The sequence below is a fragment of the Streptomyces sp. NPDC017246 genome, from assembly GCF_044331325.1.
In the GTDB taxonomy this organism is placed as follows: domain Bacteria; phylum Actinomycetota; class Actinomycetes; order Streptomycetales; family Streptomycetaceae; genus Streptomyces.
On record NZ_JBIRMW010000001.1, the window covers coordinates 971,572 to 989,568 of the forward strand.

At 72.6% G+C, this 17,997-nt stretch carries 16 protein-coding genes and 1 pseudogene; 6 read left to right on the plus strand and 11 right to left on the minus strand.

Annotation, left to right across the window (positions count from 1 at the left end):
• Positions 1-137: 137 nt before the first annotated feature.
• Positions 138-1,142, minus strand: a complete 1,005-nt coding sequence (locus tag ACH4MY_RS04390; protein ID WP_397997429.1) for a LacI family DNA-binding transcriptional regulator — start codon at positions 1,140-1,142, stop codon at positions 138-140.
• A gap of 355 nt (positions 1,143-1,497) precedes the next feature.
• Here ACH4MY_RS04390 and ACH4MY_RS04395 point away from each other — a divergent pair, with 355 nt between their 5' ends.
• The 4 genes from ACH4MY_RS04395 (at position 1,498) to ACH4MY_RS04410 (ending at position 6,295) form a co-directional block, all read left to right on the plus strand.
• Positions 1,498-2,424, plus strand: coding sequence for a carbohydrate ABC transporter permease (locus ACH4MY_RS04395; RefSeq protein ID WP_397997241.1), 927 nt, complete (start codon positions 1,498-1,500; stop codon positions 2,422-2,424).
• 4 nt (positions 2,425-2,428) lie between these two features.
• The gene (locus ACH4MY_RS04400) at positions 2,429-3,418 is read left to right on the plus strand and encodes a carbohydrate ABC transporter permease (protein WP_397997243.1); all 990 of its coding nucleotides are present in this window, start codon (positions 2,429-2,431) and stop codon (positions 3,416-3,418) included.
• Between the two features lie 101 nt (positions 3,419-3,519).
• Positions 3,520-4,860: an ABC transporter substrate-binding protein gene (locus tag ACH4MY_RS04405; RefSeq protein WP_397997245.1), complete on the plus strand. Its 1,341-nt coding sequence runs from the start codon at positions 3,520-3,522 to the stop codon at positions 4,858-4,860.
• Positions 4,861-5,014: 154 nt separating this feature from the next.
• The gene (locus ACH4MY_RS04410; protein WP_397997432.1) at positions 5,015-6,295 is read left to right on the plus strand and encodes a radical SAM protein; all 1,281 of its coding nucleotides are present in this window, start codon (positions 5,015-5,017) and stop codon (positions 6,293-6,295) included.
• Between the two features lie 69 nt (positions 6,296-6,364).
• On the opposite strand, the gene ACH4MY_RS04415 is transcribed toward ACH4MY_RS04410, so the two are convergent.
• Complete coding sequence (locus ACH4MY_RS04415; protein ID WP_397997247.1) at positions 6,365-7,876, minus strand: MFS transporter; 1,512 nt, start codon at positions 7,874-7,876, stop codon at positions 6,365-6,367.
• A 157-nt stretch (positions 7,877-8,033) separates the two neighbouring features.
• On the opposite strand from ACH4MY_RS04415, the gene ACH4MY_RS04420 reads away from it, so the two are divergent.
• Positions 8,034-8,759: a TetR/AcrR family transcriptional regulator C-terminal domain-containing protein gene (locus ACH4MY_RS04420; protein ID WP_397997250.1), complete on the plus strand. Its 726-nt coding sequence runs from the start codon at positions 8,034-8,036 to the stop codon at positions 8,757-8,759.
• Here ACH4MY_RS04420 and ACH4MY_RS04425 read toward each other — a convergent pair.
• From ACH4MY_RS04425 to ACH4MY_RS04460, 8 genes and pseudogenes are all read right to left on the minus strand, one after another.
• The gene (locus tag ACH4MY_RS04425) at positions 8,708-10,069 is read right to left on the minus strand and encodes an MFS transporter (protein WP_397997435.1); all 1,362 of its coding nucleotides are present in this window, start codon (positions 10,067-10,069) and stop codon (positions 8,708-8,710) included. The genes ACH4MY_RS04420 and ACH4MY_RS04425 overlap by 52 nt on opposite strands.
• Before the next feature lie 103 nt (positions 10,070-10,172).
• Positions 10,173-10,532, minus strand: coding sequence for an ArsR/SmtB family transcription factor (locus ACH4MY_RS04430; RefSeq protein WP_397997253.1), 360 nt, complete (start codon positions 10,530-10,532; stop codon positions 10,173-10,175).
• A 142-nt stretch (positions 10,533-10,674) separates the two neighbouring features.
• On the minus strand, positions 10,675-10,857 hold the full coding sequence (locus ACH4MY_RS04435) for a cold-shock protein (RefSeq protein ID WP_397997256.1): 183 nt from the start codon (positions 10,855-10,857) through the stop codon (positions 10,675-10,677).
• Between the two features lie 291 nt (positions 10,858-11,148).
• Positions 11,149-11,559, minus strand: a complete 411-nt coding sequence (locus tag ACH4MY_RS04440) for a DJ-1/PfpI family protein (protein WP_397997259.1) — start codon at positions 11,557-11,559, stop codon at positions 11,149-11,151.
• 52 nt (positions 11,560-11,611) lie between these two features.
• Positions 11,612-11,773: pseudogene (locus ACH4MY_RS04445) on the minus strand (DJ-1/PfpI family protein); the annotation flags it as partial.
• A gap of 286 nt (positions 11,774-12,059) precedes the next feature.
• Positions 12,060-12,656, minus strand: coding sequence for a TetR family transcriptional regulator (locus tag ACH4MY_RS04450; RefSeq protein WP_397997261.1), 597 nt, complete (start codon positions 12,654-12,656; stop codon positions 12,060-12,062).
• A gap of 199 nt (positions 12,657-12,855) precedes the next feature.
• On the minus strand, positions 12,856-14,175 hold the full coding sequence (locus tag ACH4MY_RS04455; RefSeq protein ID WP_397997264.1) for an amidohydrolase: 1,320 nt from the start codon (positions 14,173-14,175) through the stop codon (positions 12,856-12,858).
• Positions 14,172-15,482: an MFS transporter gene (locus ACH4MY_RS04460; RefSeq protein WP_397997266.1), complete on the minus strand. Its 1,311-nt coding sequence runs from the start codon at positions 15,480-15,482 to the stop codon at positions 14,172-14,174. Before ACH4MY_RS04460 ends, ACH4MY_RS04455 begins: the two co-directional genes overlap by 4 nt.
• Before the next feature lie 63 nt (positions 15,483-15,545).
• Here ACH4MY_RS04460 and ACH4MY_RS04465 point away from each other — a divergent pair, with 63 nt between their 5' ends.
• Entirely contained in the window at positions 15,546-16,637 is a 1,092-nt protein-coding gene (locus ACH4MY_RS04465) for an Lrp/AsnC family transcriptional regulator (RefSeq protein ID WP_397997269.1), read from the plus strand.
• A gap of 278 nt (positions 16,638-16,915) precedes the next feature.
• Here ACH4MY_RS04465 and ACH4MY_RS04470 read toward each other — a convergent pair whose 3' ends face one another.
• The gene (locus ACH4MY_RS04470; RefSeq protein ID WP_397997271.1) at positions 16,916-17,929 is read right to left on the minus strand and encodes a LysR family transcriptional regulator; all 1,014 of its coding nucleotides are present in this window, start codon (positions 17,927-17,929) and stop codon (positions 16,916-16,918) included.
• Positions 17,930-17,997 lie beyond the last annotated feature (68 nt).

Here is a 17,997-nt window from a genome sequence, read left to right on the forward strand (position 1 = left end):
GCGCGCGCCGGACACTCCGGACGCCTCGCCCCCCTGCCGCGCCGCCACGGCCGGCCCGGCTCACGTCACCCGGCCCGGCCATCCCTCGACGCCGCCGCCACCGCCACCGCCACCGCCGCCGCCGCCACCGCCACCGGTCAGGCTCCCCGCCCCGCTCCACCCGCCCCCGGTGCCCTCGTGCTCGCCCGCTCCGTCAGGACCGTCGGGACGAGCCGTACGCCCGTCACCGTCTCCCCGCGCAGCTCGCGCAGCACCGCGTCCACGCACAGCTCCCCCACCCGGGCGAAGTCCTGCCGGACGGTCGTCAGCGGCGGGATGAAGGAGGCCGCCTCCGCGATGTCGTCGAAGCCGACGACGCTCACGTCCTCGGGCACTCTCCTGCCCCGCTCGTGGAGGGCCCTGAGCACGCCCAGCGCCATCTGGTCGTTGGCCACGAACACCGCCCCGCAGTCGGGCTCGTCGGCGAGCCGGAGCCCCGCCTCGTAGCCGGATTCGGGGGTCCAGTCCCCGCGCAGCACCGGGGGCACCTTCCGCCCCTCCTCGCGCAGGGTGGCCTCCCAGGCCTCGGCGCGGCGGCCGGCCGCGAAGGACTCCTCGGGTCCCGCGACGTGCCAGACCGTGGCGTGCCCGAGGTCGAGGAGGTGGCGCACCGCCGTGCGGGCGCCCTGTCGCTGGTCCGTGTCCACGACGGGGAAGCGTCCGGTGGCGTCGGAGTCCACCACGACCACCTTGACGTGCGGCGGCAGGGTGAGGGCGGCGGTGTCGAGCAGATGCACCTCCATGATGAGCACGACGGCGTCGACGGCCAGTTCGTCGAGGCGGGTGAAGGCGCCCTTGACGTTGTCCTGGGTGGGTGCGTCGAGCGGGATGAGGGTGACCGCGTATCCCGCGTGGGAGGCCGATCCGGCGATGGCTTCCAGGGTCCGGACGTTGCCCGTGCTGGAGAGGCCCATGGTGATCACGCCTATGGCGCGGAACTCGCCGCGCTTGAGGGCGCGGGCCGCGCTGTTGGGCCGGTAGCCCAGTTCCTTCATGGCGTCGAGGACCTTGGCGCGGGTGCTCTCGACGACGGCCGCGTCGCCGTTGGAGACGCGGGAGACGGTCTGCGAGGAGACCCCCGCGAGCTGGGCGACGTCCGCCATGGAGACCCGGCGCGGCCTGCCTCTGGCCCCGCGTGGGCCGTCGTTCCCGGCCGTCGTCGACCGACCGCCCGTGTTCTTCTCCGCCACCCGAATCCCTCTCATTCACCGCTGCTTCACGCTTGACGCCCCCCAGCGGGAGTGTCACCATCACGCTACCGATGATTACGTAAACATTTCTCGTCGGCCAGCCCACGCGGGGCCGATTTCCGGCCGCCAGGCCCTCAACGCCTCGCTCGCCCCTCCGCCTGTCCCGCCCGGCACGTCACATCACGATCCTCCCGCATACCGTCTTCGCCTCTCCCGCTCCGCTCCCCGTCTCCGGACCCGCTCGGTCACCGACGCAAGGACCCCAGCCATGACGCTCCTGTCGACGCGCGCTACGGCAGCACCACCGCCCCGCCCACGAGCCCGCTTCCGTCTCCGCAAGGAGGCCCTCGTGGGCTGGGGATTCGCCGGCCCGTTCGTCGCGGTCTTCGGCCTCGTCTTCCTCGCGCCGATCGGATACGCCCTGTACCTGAGCCTCTTCCAGGACCGGCTCATCGGCGGCACCTCGTTCGTCGGCCTCGACAACTACGGCAAGGCCCTCACCGATCCCCGCTTCTGGGAGGGGCTGACCCGGGTCGGCCTCTTCCTCCTGGTCCAGGTGCCGGTCATGCTGGGCATCGCGCTCCTCGTCGCCCTCGCGATCGACAGCGGCCGGCTCTACGGCAAGACCTTCTTCCGTGTCTCGGTCTTCCTCCCGTACGCCGTGCCCGCCGTCGTCGCCAGCCTCATCTGGGGCTTCATGTACGGGACGCGGTTCGGTCTCGTCGGAAACGTCGACGACGCCTTCGGGATCGCCCTGCCGGACCCGCTCTCCCCCTCCCTGGTCCTCGCCTCCATCGGCAACATCGTGACCTGGGAGTTCGTCGGCTACAACATGCTGATCTTCTACTCCGCGCTGAAGGTCGTGCCCCGCTCGCTCTACGAGGCCGCGTCGATCGACGGCGCCGGCGAGTGGCGGGTCGTGACCTCGATCAAGCTGCCCGCGATCCGCAGCGCCCTCGTCATCGCCACCATCTTCTCGATCATCGGCAGCTTCCAGCTCTTCAACGAGCCGAGCATCCTCCAGAAGCTCGCCCCCAACGCGATCACCAGCGACTTCACCCCCAACGTCTACACCTACTCGCTGTCCTTCTCGGGCCAGCAGCACAACTACGCGGCGACCGTGGCGATCGTGATGGGTGTCCTCACCGCGATCATCGCCTACGCGGTCCAGCTGCGCGGCATGCGGAAGGGCTGAGCCGATGACCACCTCCCTCACCAGCGCGGTCTCCGGATCCGGTACCCCCGCCTCCCACAGGCCGGGCGGGGCGACCCCCGGCACCACGAGCGGGTCCGGCACCGGTACCCGCGCGACGAAGCGCCGCAAGCGCCCTCCGCACACCCCGCTCCACCCCCGCCCCAGCGTGCCGCTGACCCTCGTGACCGGCCTGGTCCTCGTCTACACCCTGCTGCCGCTCGCCTGGCTGGTCATCAACGCGACGAAGGACCAGAACGGGCTCCTCGACTCCTTCGGTCTCTGGTTCGCCGAGGACAGCCACTTCTGGGACAACGTCGGCCGCACCCTCACGTACGACGACGGGGTGTTCGTCCGCTGGCTGCTCAACACCCTCCTGTACGTCGCCGCCGGCGCGGGCGGCGCCACGGTCCTCGCCGTCCTCGGCGGCTACGCCCTCGCCACGTACGACTTCCCCGGCCGCCGGGCGGTCTTCGCGGTGGTCCTCGGGGCGGTGGCCGTACCCGGCACCGCGCTCGCCGTCCCCACCTTCCTGATGTTCAGCAACATGGGCCTGACGAACACCCCGTGGGCGGTCATCATCCCGTCCCTCATCTCGCCCTTCGGGCTCTACCTGATGTGGGTCTTCGCCGCCGAGGCCGTCCCCACCGAGCTTCTGGAGGCCGCGCGGATCGACGGCTCGGGCGAGCTGCGCACCTTCTTCACCATCGCGCTGCCGCTGCTGATGCCGGGGACCGTCACCGTGCTCCTCTTCTCGATGGTCGCGACCTGGAACAACTACTTCCTGCCGCTGATCATGATCAAGGACCCCGACTGGTACCCGCTGACCCTCGGCCTCAACGCCTGGAACGCCCAGGCCCAGACGGCGGGCGGCGAGGCCGTGTTCGACCTCATCATCACCGGCTCCCTGCTGACGATCGTGCCGATCGTCGCGATCTTCCTGCTGCTCCAGCGGTACTGGCAGTCCGGCCTGGCCGCGGGCAGCGTCAAGGAATGACGCCGGCACCGCCCCCGCCCGCCCCTTCCCTTTCCTCTTCTTTCTTCTCTCCGTTCTTCTCCTCCGTCCTCCCGCCGCACCACCGACCAGGAGCACAGCCCATGAGAACGCACATCACCCGCCGACTCCTCGGCACCCTCGCCGTCGCCTCCACGCTCGCGCTGACCGTCACGGCCTGCGGCTCCGACGCCTCGGACGGCGATGCCGGCGGCGGCGCGCCGAAGGACGTCAAGGCCGCGCTCGAGAAGGGCGGCAAGGTGACCGTGTGGGCCTGGGAGCCCACGCTCAAGAAGGTGGCGGAGGACTTCGAGAAGAAGTACCCGAAGGTCGACGTCGAACTGGTCAACGCGGGCACCGGCGACAAGCAGTACACCGCCCTGCAGAACGCGATGGCGGCCGGCTCCGGTGCCCCCGACGTGGCACAGGTCGAGTACTACGCCCTCGGTCAGTTCGCCATCGGCAAGTCCGTCGAGGACCTCGCGCCCTACGGCGCCCAGAAGTACGGCACGGCCTTCACCCCCGGCCCGTGGAACGCCGTCACCGAGGACAAGGCCATCCACGCCCTCCCCATGGACTCGGGCCCGATGGCGTTCTTCTACAACAAGAAGGTCTTCGACAAGCACGGCATAGAGGTGCCGACGACCTGGGACGAGTACGTGGACGCCGCCCGCGCCCTCCACAAGGCCGACCCCAAGATCTTCATCACCAACGACACCGGCGACGCCGGTGCCACGACCAGCCTCATCTGGCAGGCCGGCGGCCGGCCGTACAGGACCGACGGCACGAAGGTCACCATCGGCTTCGACGACGAGGGCACGAAGAAGTACACGGCCACCTGGCAGAAGCTCCTCGACGAGAAGCTGGTCGCGCCGATCAGCTCATGGAGCGACGCCTGGTACAAGGGCCTGGCCGACGGCTCTCTCGCCACCCTCTCCATCGGCGCCTGGATGCCGGCCAACCTGACCTCCGGCGTCGCCTCCGCCTCCGGCGACTGGCGGGTCGCCCCGCTGCCGCAGTGGACGAAGGGCGACAAGGCGAGCGCGGAGAACGGCGGCAGTTCGCTCGCCGTGCCGAAGGCCGCGAAGAACAAGGAACTGGCCTACGCCTTCACGGAGTTCGCGACCACCGGCGCCGGAGCGAGCAGCCGGGTCGCCGCGGGCGCCTTCCCCGCCACCCGCGCCGATCTGGAGTCGAAGGCGTTCCTCGACACCGCGTTCCCGTACTTCGGCGGCCAGCAGGCCAACCGGATCTTCGCCGAGTCCGCGCGGAACGTCGGCGCCGACTGGACCTACCTGCCGTACCAGGTGTACGCGAACTCGATCTTCAACGACACCGTCGGCAAGGCGTACGTCTCCTCCACCACCCTCACCGACGGCCTGAAGAAGTGGCAGGAGGCCGGCGTGACGTACGGCAACGACCAGGGGTTCACCGTCAACAAGTGATCACCGCCGCCCGTCGGGCCGCGCCGGGGTCCCGGTCGCGGCCCCGGGCCCGGACGCGCGTAGCGTGAGACGCGTCGGCTCCGTCGTCTCTCACCCATGGAGATCCGCTGTGTCCCACGCCGCCCCGACCCGTACCGCCGTCGTCGAGTCCCTCATGGAGCGCTTCCCCGGAGTCCCTCCGGAGGCCGTGTTCAAGGAGGACCTGCTGCGCGGCGGGGTCGCCTTCGACCCGTCCGCGCTGAGCGGCAACGAGGGGGGCGAGGTGAAGCCGAAGTCGTACTTCATCTTCTCCTTCGACCACCGCACGCTGCCGGAGCTCGGGGAGGCGGCGCTGAACCGCCCGCCGGAGGAGATCGTGCTCACGGGCGGGCCGTACGGGCTGCGCCGCACGGTGGTGTCGGTACGGGTCAACCCGTCGTCCCCGTACCGGGTGGCGCCGGACGGCGACGGGACGCTCGCGCTCTTCCTCGACGGGGTCAGGATCGCCGATGTCGGCCTGCCGCCGATGCCGGAGTACTACCGGCACCCGCTGACGAACGGCAAGTCGGTGATGGAGGTCGCCCCGACCATCCAGTGGGGCTATCTGATCTATCTGACGGTCTTCCGGGTCTGCCAGTACTTCGGCGCCAAGGAGGAGTGCCAGTACTGCGACATCAACCACAACTGGCGCCAGCACAAGGCGGCGGGCCGCCCGTACACCGGGGTGAAGCCGGTCGACGAGGTCCTGGAGGCGCTGGAGATCATCGACCGCCACGACACCGCCCGCACCTCGACGGCGTACACCCTCACGGGCGGGGCGGTCACGTCCCAGGTCGGCGGGAAGGACGAGGCCGACTTCTACGGGCAGTACGCGCGGGCGATCGAGGAGCGGTTCCCCGGCCGCTGGATCGGCAAGGTCGTCGCACAGGCCCTGCCGAAGGAGGACGTGCGGCGGTTCCACGACTACGGCATCCGGATCTACCACCCCAACTACGAGGTGTGGGACCGCCGGCTGTTCGAGCTGTACTGCCCCGGCAAGGAGCGTTACATCGGCCGGGACGAGTGGCACCGCCGGATCCTGGACTCCGCCGAGATCTTCGGGCCGCGCAATGTCATCCCGAACTTCGTCGCGGGCGTCGAGATGGCCAAGCCGTCCGGCTTCCTGACCGTGGACGAGGCGATCGCCTCCACCCGGGAAGGGCTGCGCTTCTTCATGTCGCGCGGGATCACCCCCCGTTTCACCACCTGGTGCCCGGAGCCGACGACCCCGCTCGGCCGCGACAACCCGGACGGGGCTCCCCTCGAGTACCACCTGCGTCTCCTGGAGGCGTACACGGCGACGCTGGAGGAGTACGGTCTGACCGCGCCGCCCGGGTACGGGCCAGCGGGCCCCGGGCGCGCGGTGTTCTCGGTGAGTTCGTTCATGGACGCGCTGCCGCCGGCTCCGGCGGAGTGACGGACGGCGGGTGACACGACGTGAGGGCCGGTACCCCAGCGGGGGTACCGGCCCTCACGTCATGGGCGGTCAGGCGACGACCTCCGTCCCTTCCCTGGTCCCGTCCTTCGTGTCGACGGCCGGCGCCGGCTTGGCGTCCCGCATCACCAGGGTGGCCAGGACGGCCGCCGCGAGGACGCCGACGGCGCTGATGGTGAAGGTGGTGGCCATCGAGGAGGCGAAGGCCTCCCGGGCGGCCTCGACCAGCTCCGCGTCGCCCCGGGCGACGGCCAGTGCGCCACCGATCGACTGCTTGGCCTGCTCGGGGGCGTCGGCCGGCATCTCGGAGCGGAAGGTGCTGGTGAGGAGCGAGCCGAGGATCGCGATGCCGAGCGCGGTGCCGGCCTGCTGGATGGTGTCGTTGAGGGCGGAGCCGACGCCCGCCTTGTCCTCGGGGATGGTGCTCATGAGGGCGCCGACGGCGGCCGGCATGGCGAGACCGGCACCGAGGCCGAGGAGACCGAGGGCGACGGCCGGGACGGTGAAGCCGGAGTGGGCGTCGACAGTGGTCAGCAGGGCGAAGGAACCGGCCATGACCAGCATGCCGGCCAGGATGAGGACGCGGTTGCCGGTCTTCGCGGCGAGTCCGGCACCGGCGCCGTTGCCGATGACGGCGGCCACGGCGAGCGGGACGAAGGCGAGGCCGGCCTTGACCGGCGAGTAGCCGAGGACGAACTGCAGGTACTGGGTGAGGACGAGGAGCAGGCCGCCGTTGCCGATCTGCACCAGCGTCAGGGAGAGCGAACCGCCGCTGAAGTTGCGGTGCTTGAAGAGGACCAGCGGCACCATCGGCTCGGGGGTGATGTTCTCCCAGATCACGAACCCGGCGAGGGTGACGACCGCGACCGCCAGGGTGAGGAGCCCGCGGCCCTCGAAGGCGCCGTGCTGCGGGATCTCGATGATCCACCAGATCATCGCGGTCATGCCGACCGCGGAGAGGATCGCGCCGAGCGGGTCGGGCTTCTGCCACGGGCCCTTCGACTCGGGCATGAGGACGAGTGCGGCGAGGACGGCGAGGACGACGACCGGGACGTTGATGAAGAAGATCGACTGCCAGGAGAAGTGGTCGATCAGGAAGCCGCCGAGGACGGGGCTGCCGACCAGGCCGAGCATCGAGACCGAGCCCCAGGCCGCCATCGCCCGGGGGCGCTCGTCCTCGTCGAAGACGGTGATGAGGATGGAGAGTGTGGAGGGCATGATCAGCGCGCCGCCGACGCCCATGGTGATCCGCGCGGCGATGACCTCGCCGGGAGTGGCGCAGAACGTCGCGGCCAGGGAGGCCGCGCCGAAGAGCAGCAGGCCGATGACCATGATCTTCCGGCGGCCGAAGCGGTCACCGAGGCTTCCCGAGGTGAGCAGGAGTCCCGCGAACACCAGGATGTAGGAGTCCAGGATCCACTGGATGTCCTGGGCGCTCGCTCCGACGTCCTCGGTCATGGCCGGCACCGCGACGGTGAGCGCCATGCTGTCGACCACCAGGACCAGGGTGCTGAGGCACAGCACGATCAGGATCCACCAGCGGCGTGGGTTGCGGGTTTCCATGGGATTTTCCCCCTCGGCTCCGGAAGCGTCCGGCTTCCGTCGGCGCTCGCTTCCTTCGATGCGAACACTGTACGCAGCTGCGTACAGTGTTCGCAACCTTCGATCGCTGTACGCTGGATGCGAACGCCGTACGCACGGCAGCTCACCGAGGAGGACCATGACCGCCAAGGCGAACCCCGTTCCGTCGGTGTGGGCACGACAGCGGTCCGCCCCCGACCAGCCCGCGCTCAGCCGCACCGCGATCGTCCGCGAGGCGATCGTCATGCTCGACGCCGACGGCATCGAGGCGCTGAGCATGCGCAAGCTCGGCGCCCGGCTGAACGCGGGCGCCACCTCCCTCTACCGCCATGTCGCCACCAAGGACGAGCTGATGGAGCTCGCCGTCGACGAGGTCGCGGCCGAGTTCACCGTTCCGCCGCCGGGCAGCCCCTGGCGCACCGCCGTCACCGAGGCGGCGGTCTCGTTCCGCGCGACCGCCCTGCGCCACCCCTGGCTGTCGGCCGTCCTCGGCCAGGCGGGTCTCGCCTATCTGGGCCCCCACCTGATGTCGTACTCCGAGCGGCTCGCCGCCCTGTTCACGGACGCCGGCTTCCCCGAACCGAGCCGCGCGATCGACACGGTCCTGTCGTACGTGATCGGCATGAGCACCACGGAGGCCGCCTGGCTCACCACGGTCGCCCGCGCGGGGAAGACCGAGGGCGAGTTCATCGCGAGCCTGATGCCCGCCGCACAGCAGGCGGCGGCCGGGCACGACCATCTCGCCGACGCCTACGCGGACGCCGCCCTCCACGCGCCCGCCGACCCGGCCGCCCTCCGGGACAAGAAGTTCTCCTACGGCCTCGACGTGGTCCTGGACGGTCTGGAGATGCGGCTTCCCCGCTGACGGGAGCCGGGGTCCGACGCCGCTGCCACCTCCTCGGGCGCCGGGTCCTCCGTGGGCCACAGGCGGGCCGCGCCCACCGCCCCCACGAGGGCGACCACGGTGAGCACGGCCGCCGAGACGGCCGGGCCCGCCGTCGCGGCGAGCCAGCCGGCGAGCGGGTAGGCGAGCAGCCAGCAGGCGTGCGAGAGGGAGAACCGGGCCGCGAAGACGGCCGGCAGATCACCGCTCCGGACCGCGCCGCGCACCACCCTGCCGCCGGGGGTGAGGACGGCCGAGCCCGCGGCGCCGGCGACCAGCCAGACCACCAGCAGCGCGGGCCAGGACCAGTCTCCGGGCGGGACGGTGAGCCCGAGGGCCAGCAGCCCCAGGGCTCCCGGCAGGACGAAGGCGGCCCGTGTCATCACCGCGCGGTCGCCGCCCCGTTCCAGGACGCGCGGCAGCAGCAGGGCCACCGCCATCGAGCCCGCCCCGTACGCGCCGAGGGCGAGCGGCAGGTCCCCCGCGGGGCGGCCGAGGGTGTCGCGGACCAGGATCACGGTGTCGACCAGGACCACGGCCCCGGCCGCCGCGACGGCCAGGTCGAGGGCGAGCAGGGCGCGCAGGCGCGGAACGGCGAGGACGAGCCGGATCCCGGAGGCCGCCTTCGCGCAGGCGGCGCCGCCGACACGACGGAGGGGATCCGAGTCCGGGGTCGCGCCCGGGGCCCTGTCGGGGCCCGGGGCCGGGCCGGGGGGCGGGGCCGGGTCGGGCAGGGCCGTCGTCCGGACCAGGAGGCCGGAGGCGAGGAAGCCCGCGGCGGTGGCGGTGAAGAGCCAGTCGTACGGGACGACGGTCAGCAGCGCGGCGGCGAGCACCGGGCTCGCCAGGCTCTCCAGGTCGTAGGCGAGCCGGGCGAGGGACAGCGCCTCGGTGTAGTCGCGCTCGTCGGGCAGCACCTGCGGGATCGTCGCCTGGAAGGCCGGGGTGAAGGCGGCCGAGGCGGCCTGGAGCAGCAGGATCAGGACGTACACCTGCCAGACCCGGCCGACGAACGGCAGGGCGAGGACGACCGCGGCCCGCGCCAGGTCCATGGAGACGAGCAGGGCCCGCCGGGGGACGCGGTGGGCGAGGGCGCCGACGAGCGGGGCGATCACGACATAGGCCGCCATCTTGATCGCGAGGGCGGTGCCGAGCACGGCGGTGGCGTTCCCGCCCGCCAGGTCGTACGCGAGGAGGCTCAGCGCGACGGTGGCCAGACCCGTGCCGGTGAGGGCGACGACCTGGGCGCCGAACAGGCTCCGGTAGGTGGGATTGCGCAGCACGGACAGCATGAGGACGCCCCGGTCGGCCACGGCGGACGGCGGACGGCACCACCGTAGCCGACATGTGCACGCTTGCGCACATGTTGACTTCAGGAGGGCTCCGCGGGGCCCCTCAGTCGTGCCAGGGCTCCCCGCTCACCTCGTGGTCGGCACGGCTGATCGCCTCGACCACCAGGCGTTTCAGATGCCCGTCCGGCATCGCGTACACGACCCGTCGGCCGTCCTTCCGGGACTGCACGAGCCCGGCGAGGCGCAGCTTGGCCAGGTGCTGACTGACCGCGGGCCGCGCGGCCCCGCACGCCTCCGTCAGGGCGGTCACATCGGCCTCTCCCCTGGTCAGCAGCCACACCAGCTGCAGCCGGGTCGGGTCCGAGAGCAGCCCGAACACCTCCGCCGCCGCCGAGAGTTCGAGCGCTCCCGGCGTCCGCTCGTGCGGACGGGACACGGCCGCGGGCTCCAGGCGCTCAGACATGACCCCATCGTAGGCGGGGCGGCGGCGCCCCTCGGCTCTCGTCCCCGGTCACCGCGGACCGGGGACGAGAGCCCTCGGCGATCGGCTCACGGTGCAGCCGGCCGCGCGGTGCGGCCGGCTTCGGAACCGGGCCGGCCCGGCGTCAGACGCGGAGCTCCCTCGCCTCGAAGCGGCCCTCCCCCAGGACCAGGACGAAGGTGACCTGCTGACCTTCGGAGACCACGTGATCCTCCGCCTCGATCTCCTCGGCGCTGAACCAGACCTGCTCCTCGGAGCCCACGGGGACGACGAATCCGTACCCGCCGGTGCGATTGAAGGAATGCACGAACCCTTTGCTTCTGCCTTCCACGGCGGCCTCCTCGTCGTCACCGGCGACGCGGCCGAGGGGGCGAGGGCCCTCTCGGCCGCATTCGCGTCTCAGACGACTTCTACCCCGTCCACCCGCCGTTCGCCCGTGGTGCGGCCGGGCCCCGACCACGGGGAGCCGCCCCGGACCCGGAGGCCGAGGCGGCGGACCACCCTGGTGTGCGCGCCACTCCCCCGAGTCTCGTACAATCTTCAACAGAGGCCCGGTGCCGGAGATCCCCCGTGTCCGTCACCGGGCCTCGTCCTATCCTCACGCGCGTCGGGACGAGGTCCAGACGGTGCCTCGGGCCTCGTACTCCAGCATGGCCTCCAGGCCGTTCGCCGCGTCGGGGCCGAGTTCGCGGCGGACCAGCCAGAGCGCGAGTTCCAGGCCGGACGTGACGCCTCCCGCGGTCACCAGGTCGCCGTCGTCGACCACCCGGGCCCTCTTCAAGACGCCCCCCTGCCGCTCCAGATCCGGCTGCGCCTTGTGGTGAGTGGTGCAGGGGCGGCCACGGGTGAGCCCGGCGGCCGCGAGCAGCATCACGCCCGTGCACAGAGCACCCACGGTGAGTCCCGGCCGGACGGCCGCCGCGAGGGCGCGGGGCAGGGTGCCCCGGTCGATCTCCGCCCAGACACCGGGGCTGTCGCGCCGCGCGTACCCACCGCCGCGCGTACCCACCGCCGGGCACGACGAGCAGGTCGGCCCGGTCCGGAGCCCAGGGGTGCTCGACGCGGACCTCGGTCCCGTAGGCGGCGGTGACGGTTCCGGGGCCGGCGACGGAGACGTACCGAACCTCCACCGGGCGCTCCGAGAAGAATCCGGCGGCGGAGAGCACCTCGTAGGGGGCGGCGAAGTCGAGCTCCTCGACGCCGTCGAAGAGGACGAGGTGCACACGGAGCGGGCGGCGCGCGGACCGGTTTCGCGGTGGCGGTGACGGTGCCAGCCGTGTCGGCGGCGGTGGCGGCGGTGACGCCCGCCAGGGCGGTGGTGGTGCCGAGGGCGGTGGTGGCGCGGAGCAGGTGGCGGCGGTTCATGGTTCTCCCCGGAGCGGTGGGCGGTCCCGACGTTTCTGTCGCGTCGAGACAGTCGGAGGGCGCCGCCGACCGGTTCCCGGGCCCGCGGGCACATGACTCCGCCGCCCTCCCGCTCACCCGCTCACGGCGGCCACGTCCCTCCCGTCAGACCCTGCCTCCCGGGTAGGCGATCCTCGCCGTGATCGTGGCGATGCGCCGCGCCGACTCCTCCGGGGAGGCCACCGGCTGGACGATGTGGCTGACGGTGAGGCGCACGATCGTCTCGACGGCGAGGCCGCGCGACTCCTCGTCCACATCGGGCCAGGCCTCGATCGCGTAGGCGTCGAGCATCGTCATGGCCGTGCCGAAGACCGGTTCCGGGCGCGTCGTGAGATAGGCGAGGAGATCGTCCTCTCCCCCGCGCGCCGCCACCAGGACGCTCTTGACGAGCGGGTTGTCCACGGCCTGCTGGAGCGTGTAGCCGACCCCGGCGGCGGCCGCGGCCTCCAGATCGCCCCGGTGGGCGTCGAGTTCGCGCTGGATGCCGACCAGGAAGCCCTCCAGCTCGCGCTGGACCAGGGCGTTGCCGATGGCCTCCTTCGAGCCGAACTCGTTGTAGAGGGTCTGGCGGCTGATGCCGGCGGCCCGCGCGACGGCGGTCATGCGCAGCCCGCCCCAGCCGTCGGCCGCGACCAGGCGGTAGGCGGCGTCGAGCACCTGCTCGCGCAGCAGGGATCGAACACTCTCGCGAAAACGGCTCATCGTGCGGCCACCTTATCCGTGCGGGCCCACCCGCCCCAGGTGAGCCGGCCGCCCACGTGGGCCGTGTGGCGGCGGCCTCCTCCGGGAGCAGCGGGGGCGGGGCCGTGTGCGGGTCGCGGGCCGGGACCATGAGCCCGGTACGGAGACCGGGGCGGATACCGGGGGCGGATACCGGGGGCGGAGGAGGCTCGGCGGGGTGTCAGACGCCGGGGGTCTCCTTAGCCGGCTCCATCGGCTTCGTCAGCCAGGGGGCGGCGGCGGCGAGCAGGGCGGTCACGCCGAGCGGGATCGTCGGCCCGGGGACGGGGGCGAAGTGCGGGGAGTGGTTGGCGGGGACGGTGTCGGGGAGGCCGTTCTCCAGGAGGGAGGCGGGGTCGACGCCCGCGTAGAGGGCGGGGTCGGCGCCGCCGAAGTGCCAGAAGACGGAGGGCACGCCGAGCGCGGTCCCGAAGACGCCGAAGTCCTCGCTGCCCGTGATGACCTGGGGGAGCGTGAAGACGCTCCCCTCGCCGAGGACTTCGGTGAGCGACCGCTGCACGACGGCGGTCGCCGCGGCGTCGTTGACGGTGACGGGGAAGGAGTTGATCGGGGCGATCTCGGGCTCCTTGGGGGCGCCGGAGGCGGCGGCCTCCGCCCGGACGATGCGCGTGACGGCGGCCAGGATCCGGTCGCGTACGGCCGGGGTGGTCGAGCGGATGTTGACGCTCAGTTCGGCGGTGTCCGGGATGATGTTCTCCTTCGTCCCGGCGTGCAGCGAGCCGACGGTGACGACCGCCGTCTGGGAGGCGCCGATCTCCCGGGACACCACCGTCTGCAGTCGCATGACGACCGCCGCGGCCATCACCACGGGGTCGACGGCCGTCTCGGGGCTGGAGCCGTGGCCGCCGCGGCCGAAGAGGGTCACCCGGAGGCTGTCCGATGCGGCCATCACCGGACCCGGGCGGGTGCCGAGGAAGCCGACCGGGGCCGGCGCCACGTGCTGGCCGAGGCAGATCTCGGCGCGCGGGAAGCGGTCCAGGAAGCCGTCCTCGATCATGGCGGGCGCGCCGCCGATCTCCTCGGCGGGCTGGAAGACGGCGACGACGGTGCCGCGCCAGGTGTCGCGGTGGGCGGCGAGCCGGTCGGTGGCGCCGAGCAGACAGGTGACGTGCATGTCGTGCCCGCAGGCGTGCATGACGGGCACCTCGTTGCCGTCGGGGTCGGTGCCGGTGGCGGTGGAGGCGTACGGAAGTCCCGTCTCCTCCTTGACGGGGAGGCCGTCCATGTCGGCGCGGAGCAGGACGACGGGGCCGGGACCGTTGGCGAGGACACCGACGACTCCGGTGCCCCCGACGCCCTCGGTGACCTCCCAGCCCTGGTCGCGGAGCCGGCCGGCGACGACACCCGCCGTGCGGAACTCCTGGAACGACAGCTCGGGGTGGGCGTGCAGGTCCTCGTAGAGGGCGGTCAGCTCGGGCAGCCGTGCGTCGAGGCCGGAGAGGAGCCGGGCGACGGACGGGGTGGCGGTCTCGACGGTCATACGGGGTCCTTTGCGGTGTTCGGAGAAGGGTCGGTGTCGCTCGGGGCAGCCGCGGACGGAGCGTCGGCGGCGGCTCGGAAGGCGGCGGCGTCCTGCGGGGTGAGGCAGGCCATGACGGCGGCGATCAGCGCGCCGAGGACGAGGAAGCCGAAGGCGACCTGGAAGGAGAAGGCGTCGGCGAGGGCTCCCATGACGGGCGGGGCGACCATGCCGGCGACCTGGCCGCCGAGGATGACGACGGCGCTGCCCACTCCGACGTACGCGGGGGCGAGGCCGGCGAGCGGGACGGCGAAGATCGGCATGTAGGCGAGGGAGGCGGCGAAGACGGCGACGGTGCCGAAGACGACGAAGCCGGCGACGGACGGCGCGTTCGCCATGAGGAGCAGGGCGACGGCGGCGACGGCCATGCCCGGGACGATGATCCTCCGGTGGTGGCCGCCGAGGCGGTCGGAGATCCGCCCGCCGAGGACGGTGGCGAGCGCGGCGCCGAGCGCGGGGACGGCGATGAGCGCCCCGGCGGAGCTGAGCGGGATGCCGTGCTCTTCGCTCAGATACGACGGGACCCAGGTGTTGAGGCCCCAGACGATGGTGTTGTAGCCGAACATCATGAGGGCGAAGCGCCACAGGACTCCCTTGCGCAGCACGGCGGCGAGGGCGGGGCGGGCGGCCACGGTCCCGGCGTCCTCCGTGCACTCGGTGCGGGACAGCGGGGCCGGGAGCCAGAGGCGTACGGCGACGAGGGCGAGGACGCCGAGGGCGGCGGTGGACCAGAAGGCCGAGCGCCAGCCGAAGACGGCGACGAGCGGGGCGACGGCCAGCGGGGTGATGACGGCGGCGAGGGCGTTGGAGCTCATGACCGTGCCGTTGGCGCTCATGCGTTCCTCGGGCCGGGTGCGTTCGACCAGGACCTTCATGGCGGCGGGCGGGAAGATCCCCTCGGCGGCGCCGAAGGCGAAGCGCAGGGCGAGCAGGACGGCGAAGGACCAGGCGAAGCCGGTGAGGGCGGTGAAGACCGACCAGGTCAGCAGCGCCCAGAGGGTCACCCGGCGGCCGCCGAACCGGTCGGCGAGCAGGCCGCCGGGGATCTGGCAGAGGGCGTAGGCGAGGAAGAAGGCGGAGACGACGAGGCCCTGCCGGGTGCGGTCGAGGTCGAACTCGGCGCCGAGGGAGGGCAGGACGAGGTTGATCACGAGCCGGTCGGCGTAGTCGACCAGCCAGGCCGCGAAGAGCAGGACGACCGTGACGCGGACGGTTCTGCGATGCGCGGACGGCGCCGCCGGGGGCGCGGGAAGGGTCGGAGCAGGCACGGTACTCCTCTCGCCGGTGGCCGAATCTGGTGGTCGGCCGGAAGTGCCCCTACGATCCGGTCCGTGACCGAAAGCCCCGCGGAATTGCCGGAAAGCATCATCGACAGCATCCCTGTGCCGGATTCCGGTACGGGGGACTCCCCCACGGGCTTCTCCGAGCTGGATCTGGCACTGGTCGACGCCCTCCAGGCGGCCCCCCGGGCGCCGTGGACCCGGATCGGGCGGGCGCTCGGCGTGAACGCGACGACGGCCGCCCGCCGCTTCGAACGGCTGCGCGCCGAAGGGCTCGCCTGGGTCACCGCCTACGACGCGGCGAAGACGGCCACGGTCGCCTATGTGGAGGTGCGGTGCCGGCCGCGCGCCTTCGACCGGGTGAGCGCGGCGGTGACCGCGCTGCCGTGGGTGTTCAGCGTCGACGAGACGGCCGGGGACTTCGATCTCTTCCTGTCCGTCGCCGCCCCGGACCTGCCGTCGCTCGGGCGCGCGGTGCACCGGGGGATCGGCGGGATGCGCGGGGTCCGCTCCACCCGGACCCGGCTGGGCATCACGCTGTACGGGGAGGGGCGCGACTGGCGGATGCGCGCGATGAACCCGGCCGAGCGCGCCGGGCTCGGCGGGGCGCCGGCCGCCCGGCCCCGGACGTACAGCACCCATCTCCACGACCGGCCCTCCCCGCAGGACCAGGCACTGCTCACGGCGCTCGGTGCCGACGGACGGCTGGGGTACGGGGAGCTCGGCGCGCTCACGGGGATGAGCGAGCACACGGCGCGGCGCAGGCTCCAGCGGATGATCCGCGACGGGGACATCACCCTGCGCTGCGATCTGGCGCACCCGATGGCGGGGCTCTCCACGATGGTGGTCTACCGGACGTCGGTGCCCCACGCGCTCCTCGAGCAGACGGGAAACGCGCTCGCCCGGCTCGAACAGGTGCGGATGTGCGTGTCGGTGAGCGGCCCGTACAACCTGCTCGTCCTCGTCTGGCTGCACGGCCTCGGCGCCGTGGACCCCTTCGAGGCGCTGCTCGCCGAGCGTTTCCCGGCCCTTGAGGTGCGGGACCGGACGGTGGCCCTGCACTCCCCCAAGCGGATGAGCTGGCTCCTGGACGAGCACGGGAGGGCCACGGGCCGGGTCCCGCTGGGGCTGCGGGAGCACTGAGGCACGGGCCCGGAGAGCGCGGACCGGCCGGGCGTCGGGAGCGCGGACGGGCCGGACGTCGGGGGGCGGACGGGCCGGGCGTGGGAAACGCGGACGGGCCGGGCGTAGGGGGCGCGGAGTTCCCGGGGGCCACGGGAGCGCGGAGTTCCCGGGGACAAGGAGGTGCCACGGCGCGCCGTCGCTCCCGTAAGGACCCGGTCGGGGGTGGGGCCGGGGGGAGGCGGCGGTGCGCCGTGGCACCGGTCTGTGGGTGGAGCGGATCGGCCGGGACCCGAGGGTCAGCCGGCGATGCTCGGGTTCGGGTCGAGGGCCGGGGAGTCTCCGCCGAGGACGCCGACGGCGCTCGCGGGGCCGGGCTCGCCGGGGTGGACCGCGCAGGAGAGGGCGGTGGCCTGACGGAGGGTCTCCGTCAGGTTCTGCCAGTCGACGGCGGGCCGGGTGTCGGGGCGGCCGAGGACGAGGGAGGCGTTCCAGCGCATCCGGGGCACGCCGGGGAGGGGGCGCAGTCCGCCGGCCTCCTGGTGGGAGGCGGCGAGGGCCATGGGGAGCATGGCGCAGCCGAGGCCGGACTGGGCGGCGGCGCGGACGCCCGCCATGGAGCCCAGTTCGTGGATCTCGGGCGGACTGTCGCTGCGGAGCCGGAGGAATTCGGGGAGCCAGCGCTGCGAGGGACAGTCGGGGTCGGCGATGACGACCTGGCGGCCGAGGCCGCCGCGCCGGTGGCCGACGCTGGTGACGGGGACGAACTCGACTTCCTGGAGGCGTACTTCGGTCAGCTCGTCGGAACGCTCGGCGTGCGGCTGGTCGGCCGGCAGGACGGCCGGGTCCTCGCAGTCGACGACGGTGAGGACGAGGGCGCCGTCGATCGATCCGGACCGGAAGGCGTCGTGGACCTCGGACGTTCCCATGACGCGCAGGGCGAGTTGGACCCCGGAGAGGAGACGGCGCCCGATGTGGGTGACCCGGGCGAGCTGCTGTCCGTAGGCCAGGGCGGGGACGATGCCCACGGTCAGCCGCGGCGGGTTGGCCGCGGGCCGGCGCAGGGCGGTCTCCATCTCACCGACGAGGGTGAGGATCTGGCGTGCGTAGTCCCGCAGGACGGTTCCGGCGTGGGTGAGCCGGACGCCGTTGGGCAGCCGCTCGAAGACGGGCTCACCCACCTGTCTCTCCAGCGCACGCATCTGTGCCGTGACGCTGGACTGCGAGTACCCGAGGCGTCGCGCAGCCTGGGTGAACGACCCCGTCAGGGTCACCTCGCGGAAGGTCCGAAGGGTTCTTGCGTCGATGTCCACGTGAATTCCCCCCTGCCGCGCAGGCGGCAGTTCCTCGCACCAGGTGGTTGGTCGACCACCCGCTTCGA

Coding starts and splice junctions, on each gene's coding strand:
- ACH4MY_RS04390 (WP_397997429.1), bottom strand. CDS start 1,142: ATGGCGGACGTCGCCCAGCTCGCGGGGGTCTCCTCGCAGACCGTCTCC.
- ACH4MY_RS04395 (WP_397997241.1), top strand. CDS start 1,498: ATGACGCTCCTGTCGACGCGCGCTACGGCAGCACCACCGCCCCGCCCA.
- ACH4MY_RS04400 (WP_397997243.1), top strand. CDS start 2,429: ATGACCACCTCCCTCACCAGCGCGGTCTCCGGATCCGGTACCCCCGCC.
- ACH4MY_RS04405 (WP_397997245.1), top strand. CDS start 3,520: ATGAGAACGCACATCACCCGCCGACTCCTCGGCACCCTCGCCGTCGCC.
- ACH4MY_RS04410 (WP_397997432.1), top strand. CDS start 5,015: ATGGAGCGCTTCCCCGGAGTCCCTCCGGAGGCCGTGTTCAAGGAGGAC.
- ACH4MY_RS04415 (WP_397997247.1), bottom strand. CDS start 7,876: ATGGAAACCCGCAACCCACGCCGCTGGTGGATCCTGATCGTGCTGTGC.
- ACH4MY_RS04420 (WP_397997250.1), top strand. CDS start 8,034: ATGACCGCCAAGGCGAACCCCGTTCCGTCGGTGTGGGCACGACAGCGG.
- ACH4MY_RS04425 (WP_397997435.1), bottom strand. CDS start 10,069: ATGCTGTCCGTGCTGCGCAATCCCACCTACCGGAGCCTGTTCGGCGCC.
- ACH4MY_RS04430 (WP_397997253.1), bottom strand. CDS start 10,532: ATGTCTGAGCGCCTGGAGCCCGCGGCCGTGTCCCGTCCGCACGAGCGG.
- ACH4MY_RS04450 (WP_397997261.1), bottom strand. CDS start 12,656: ATGAGCCGTTTTCGCGAGAGTGTTCGATCCCTGCTGCGCGAGCAGGTG.
- ACH4MY_RS04455 (WP_397997264.1), bottom strand. CDS start 14,175: ATGACCGTCGAGACCGCCACCCCGTCCGTCGCCCGGCTCCTCTCCGGC.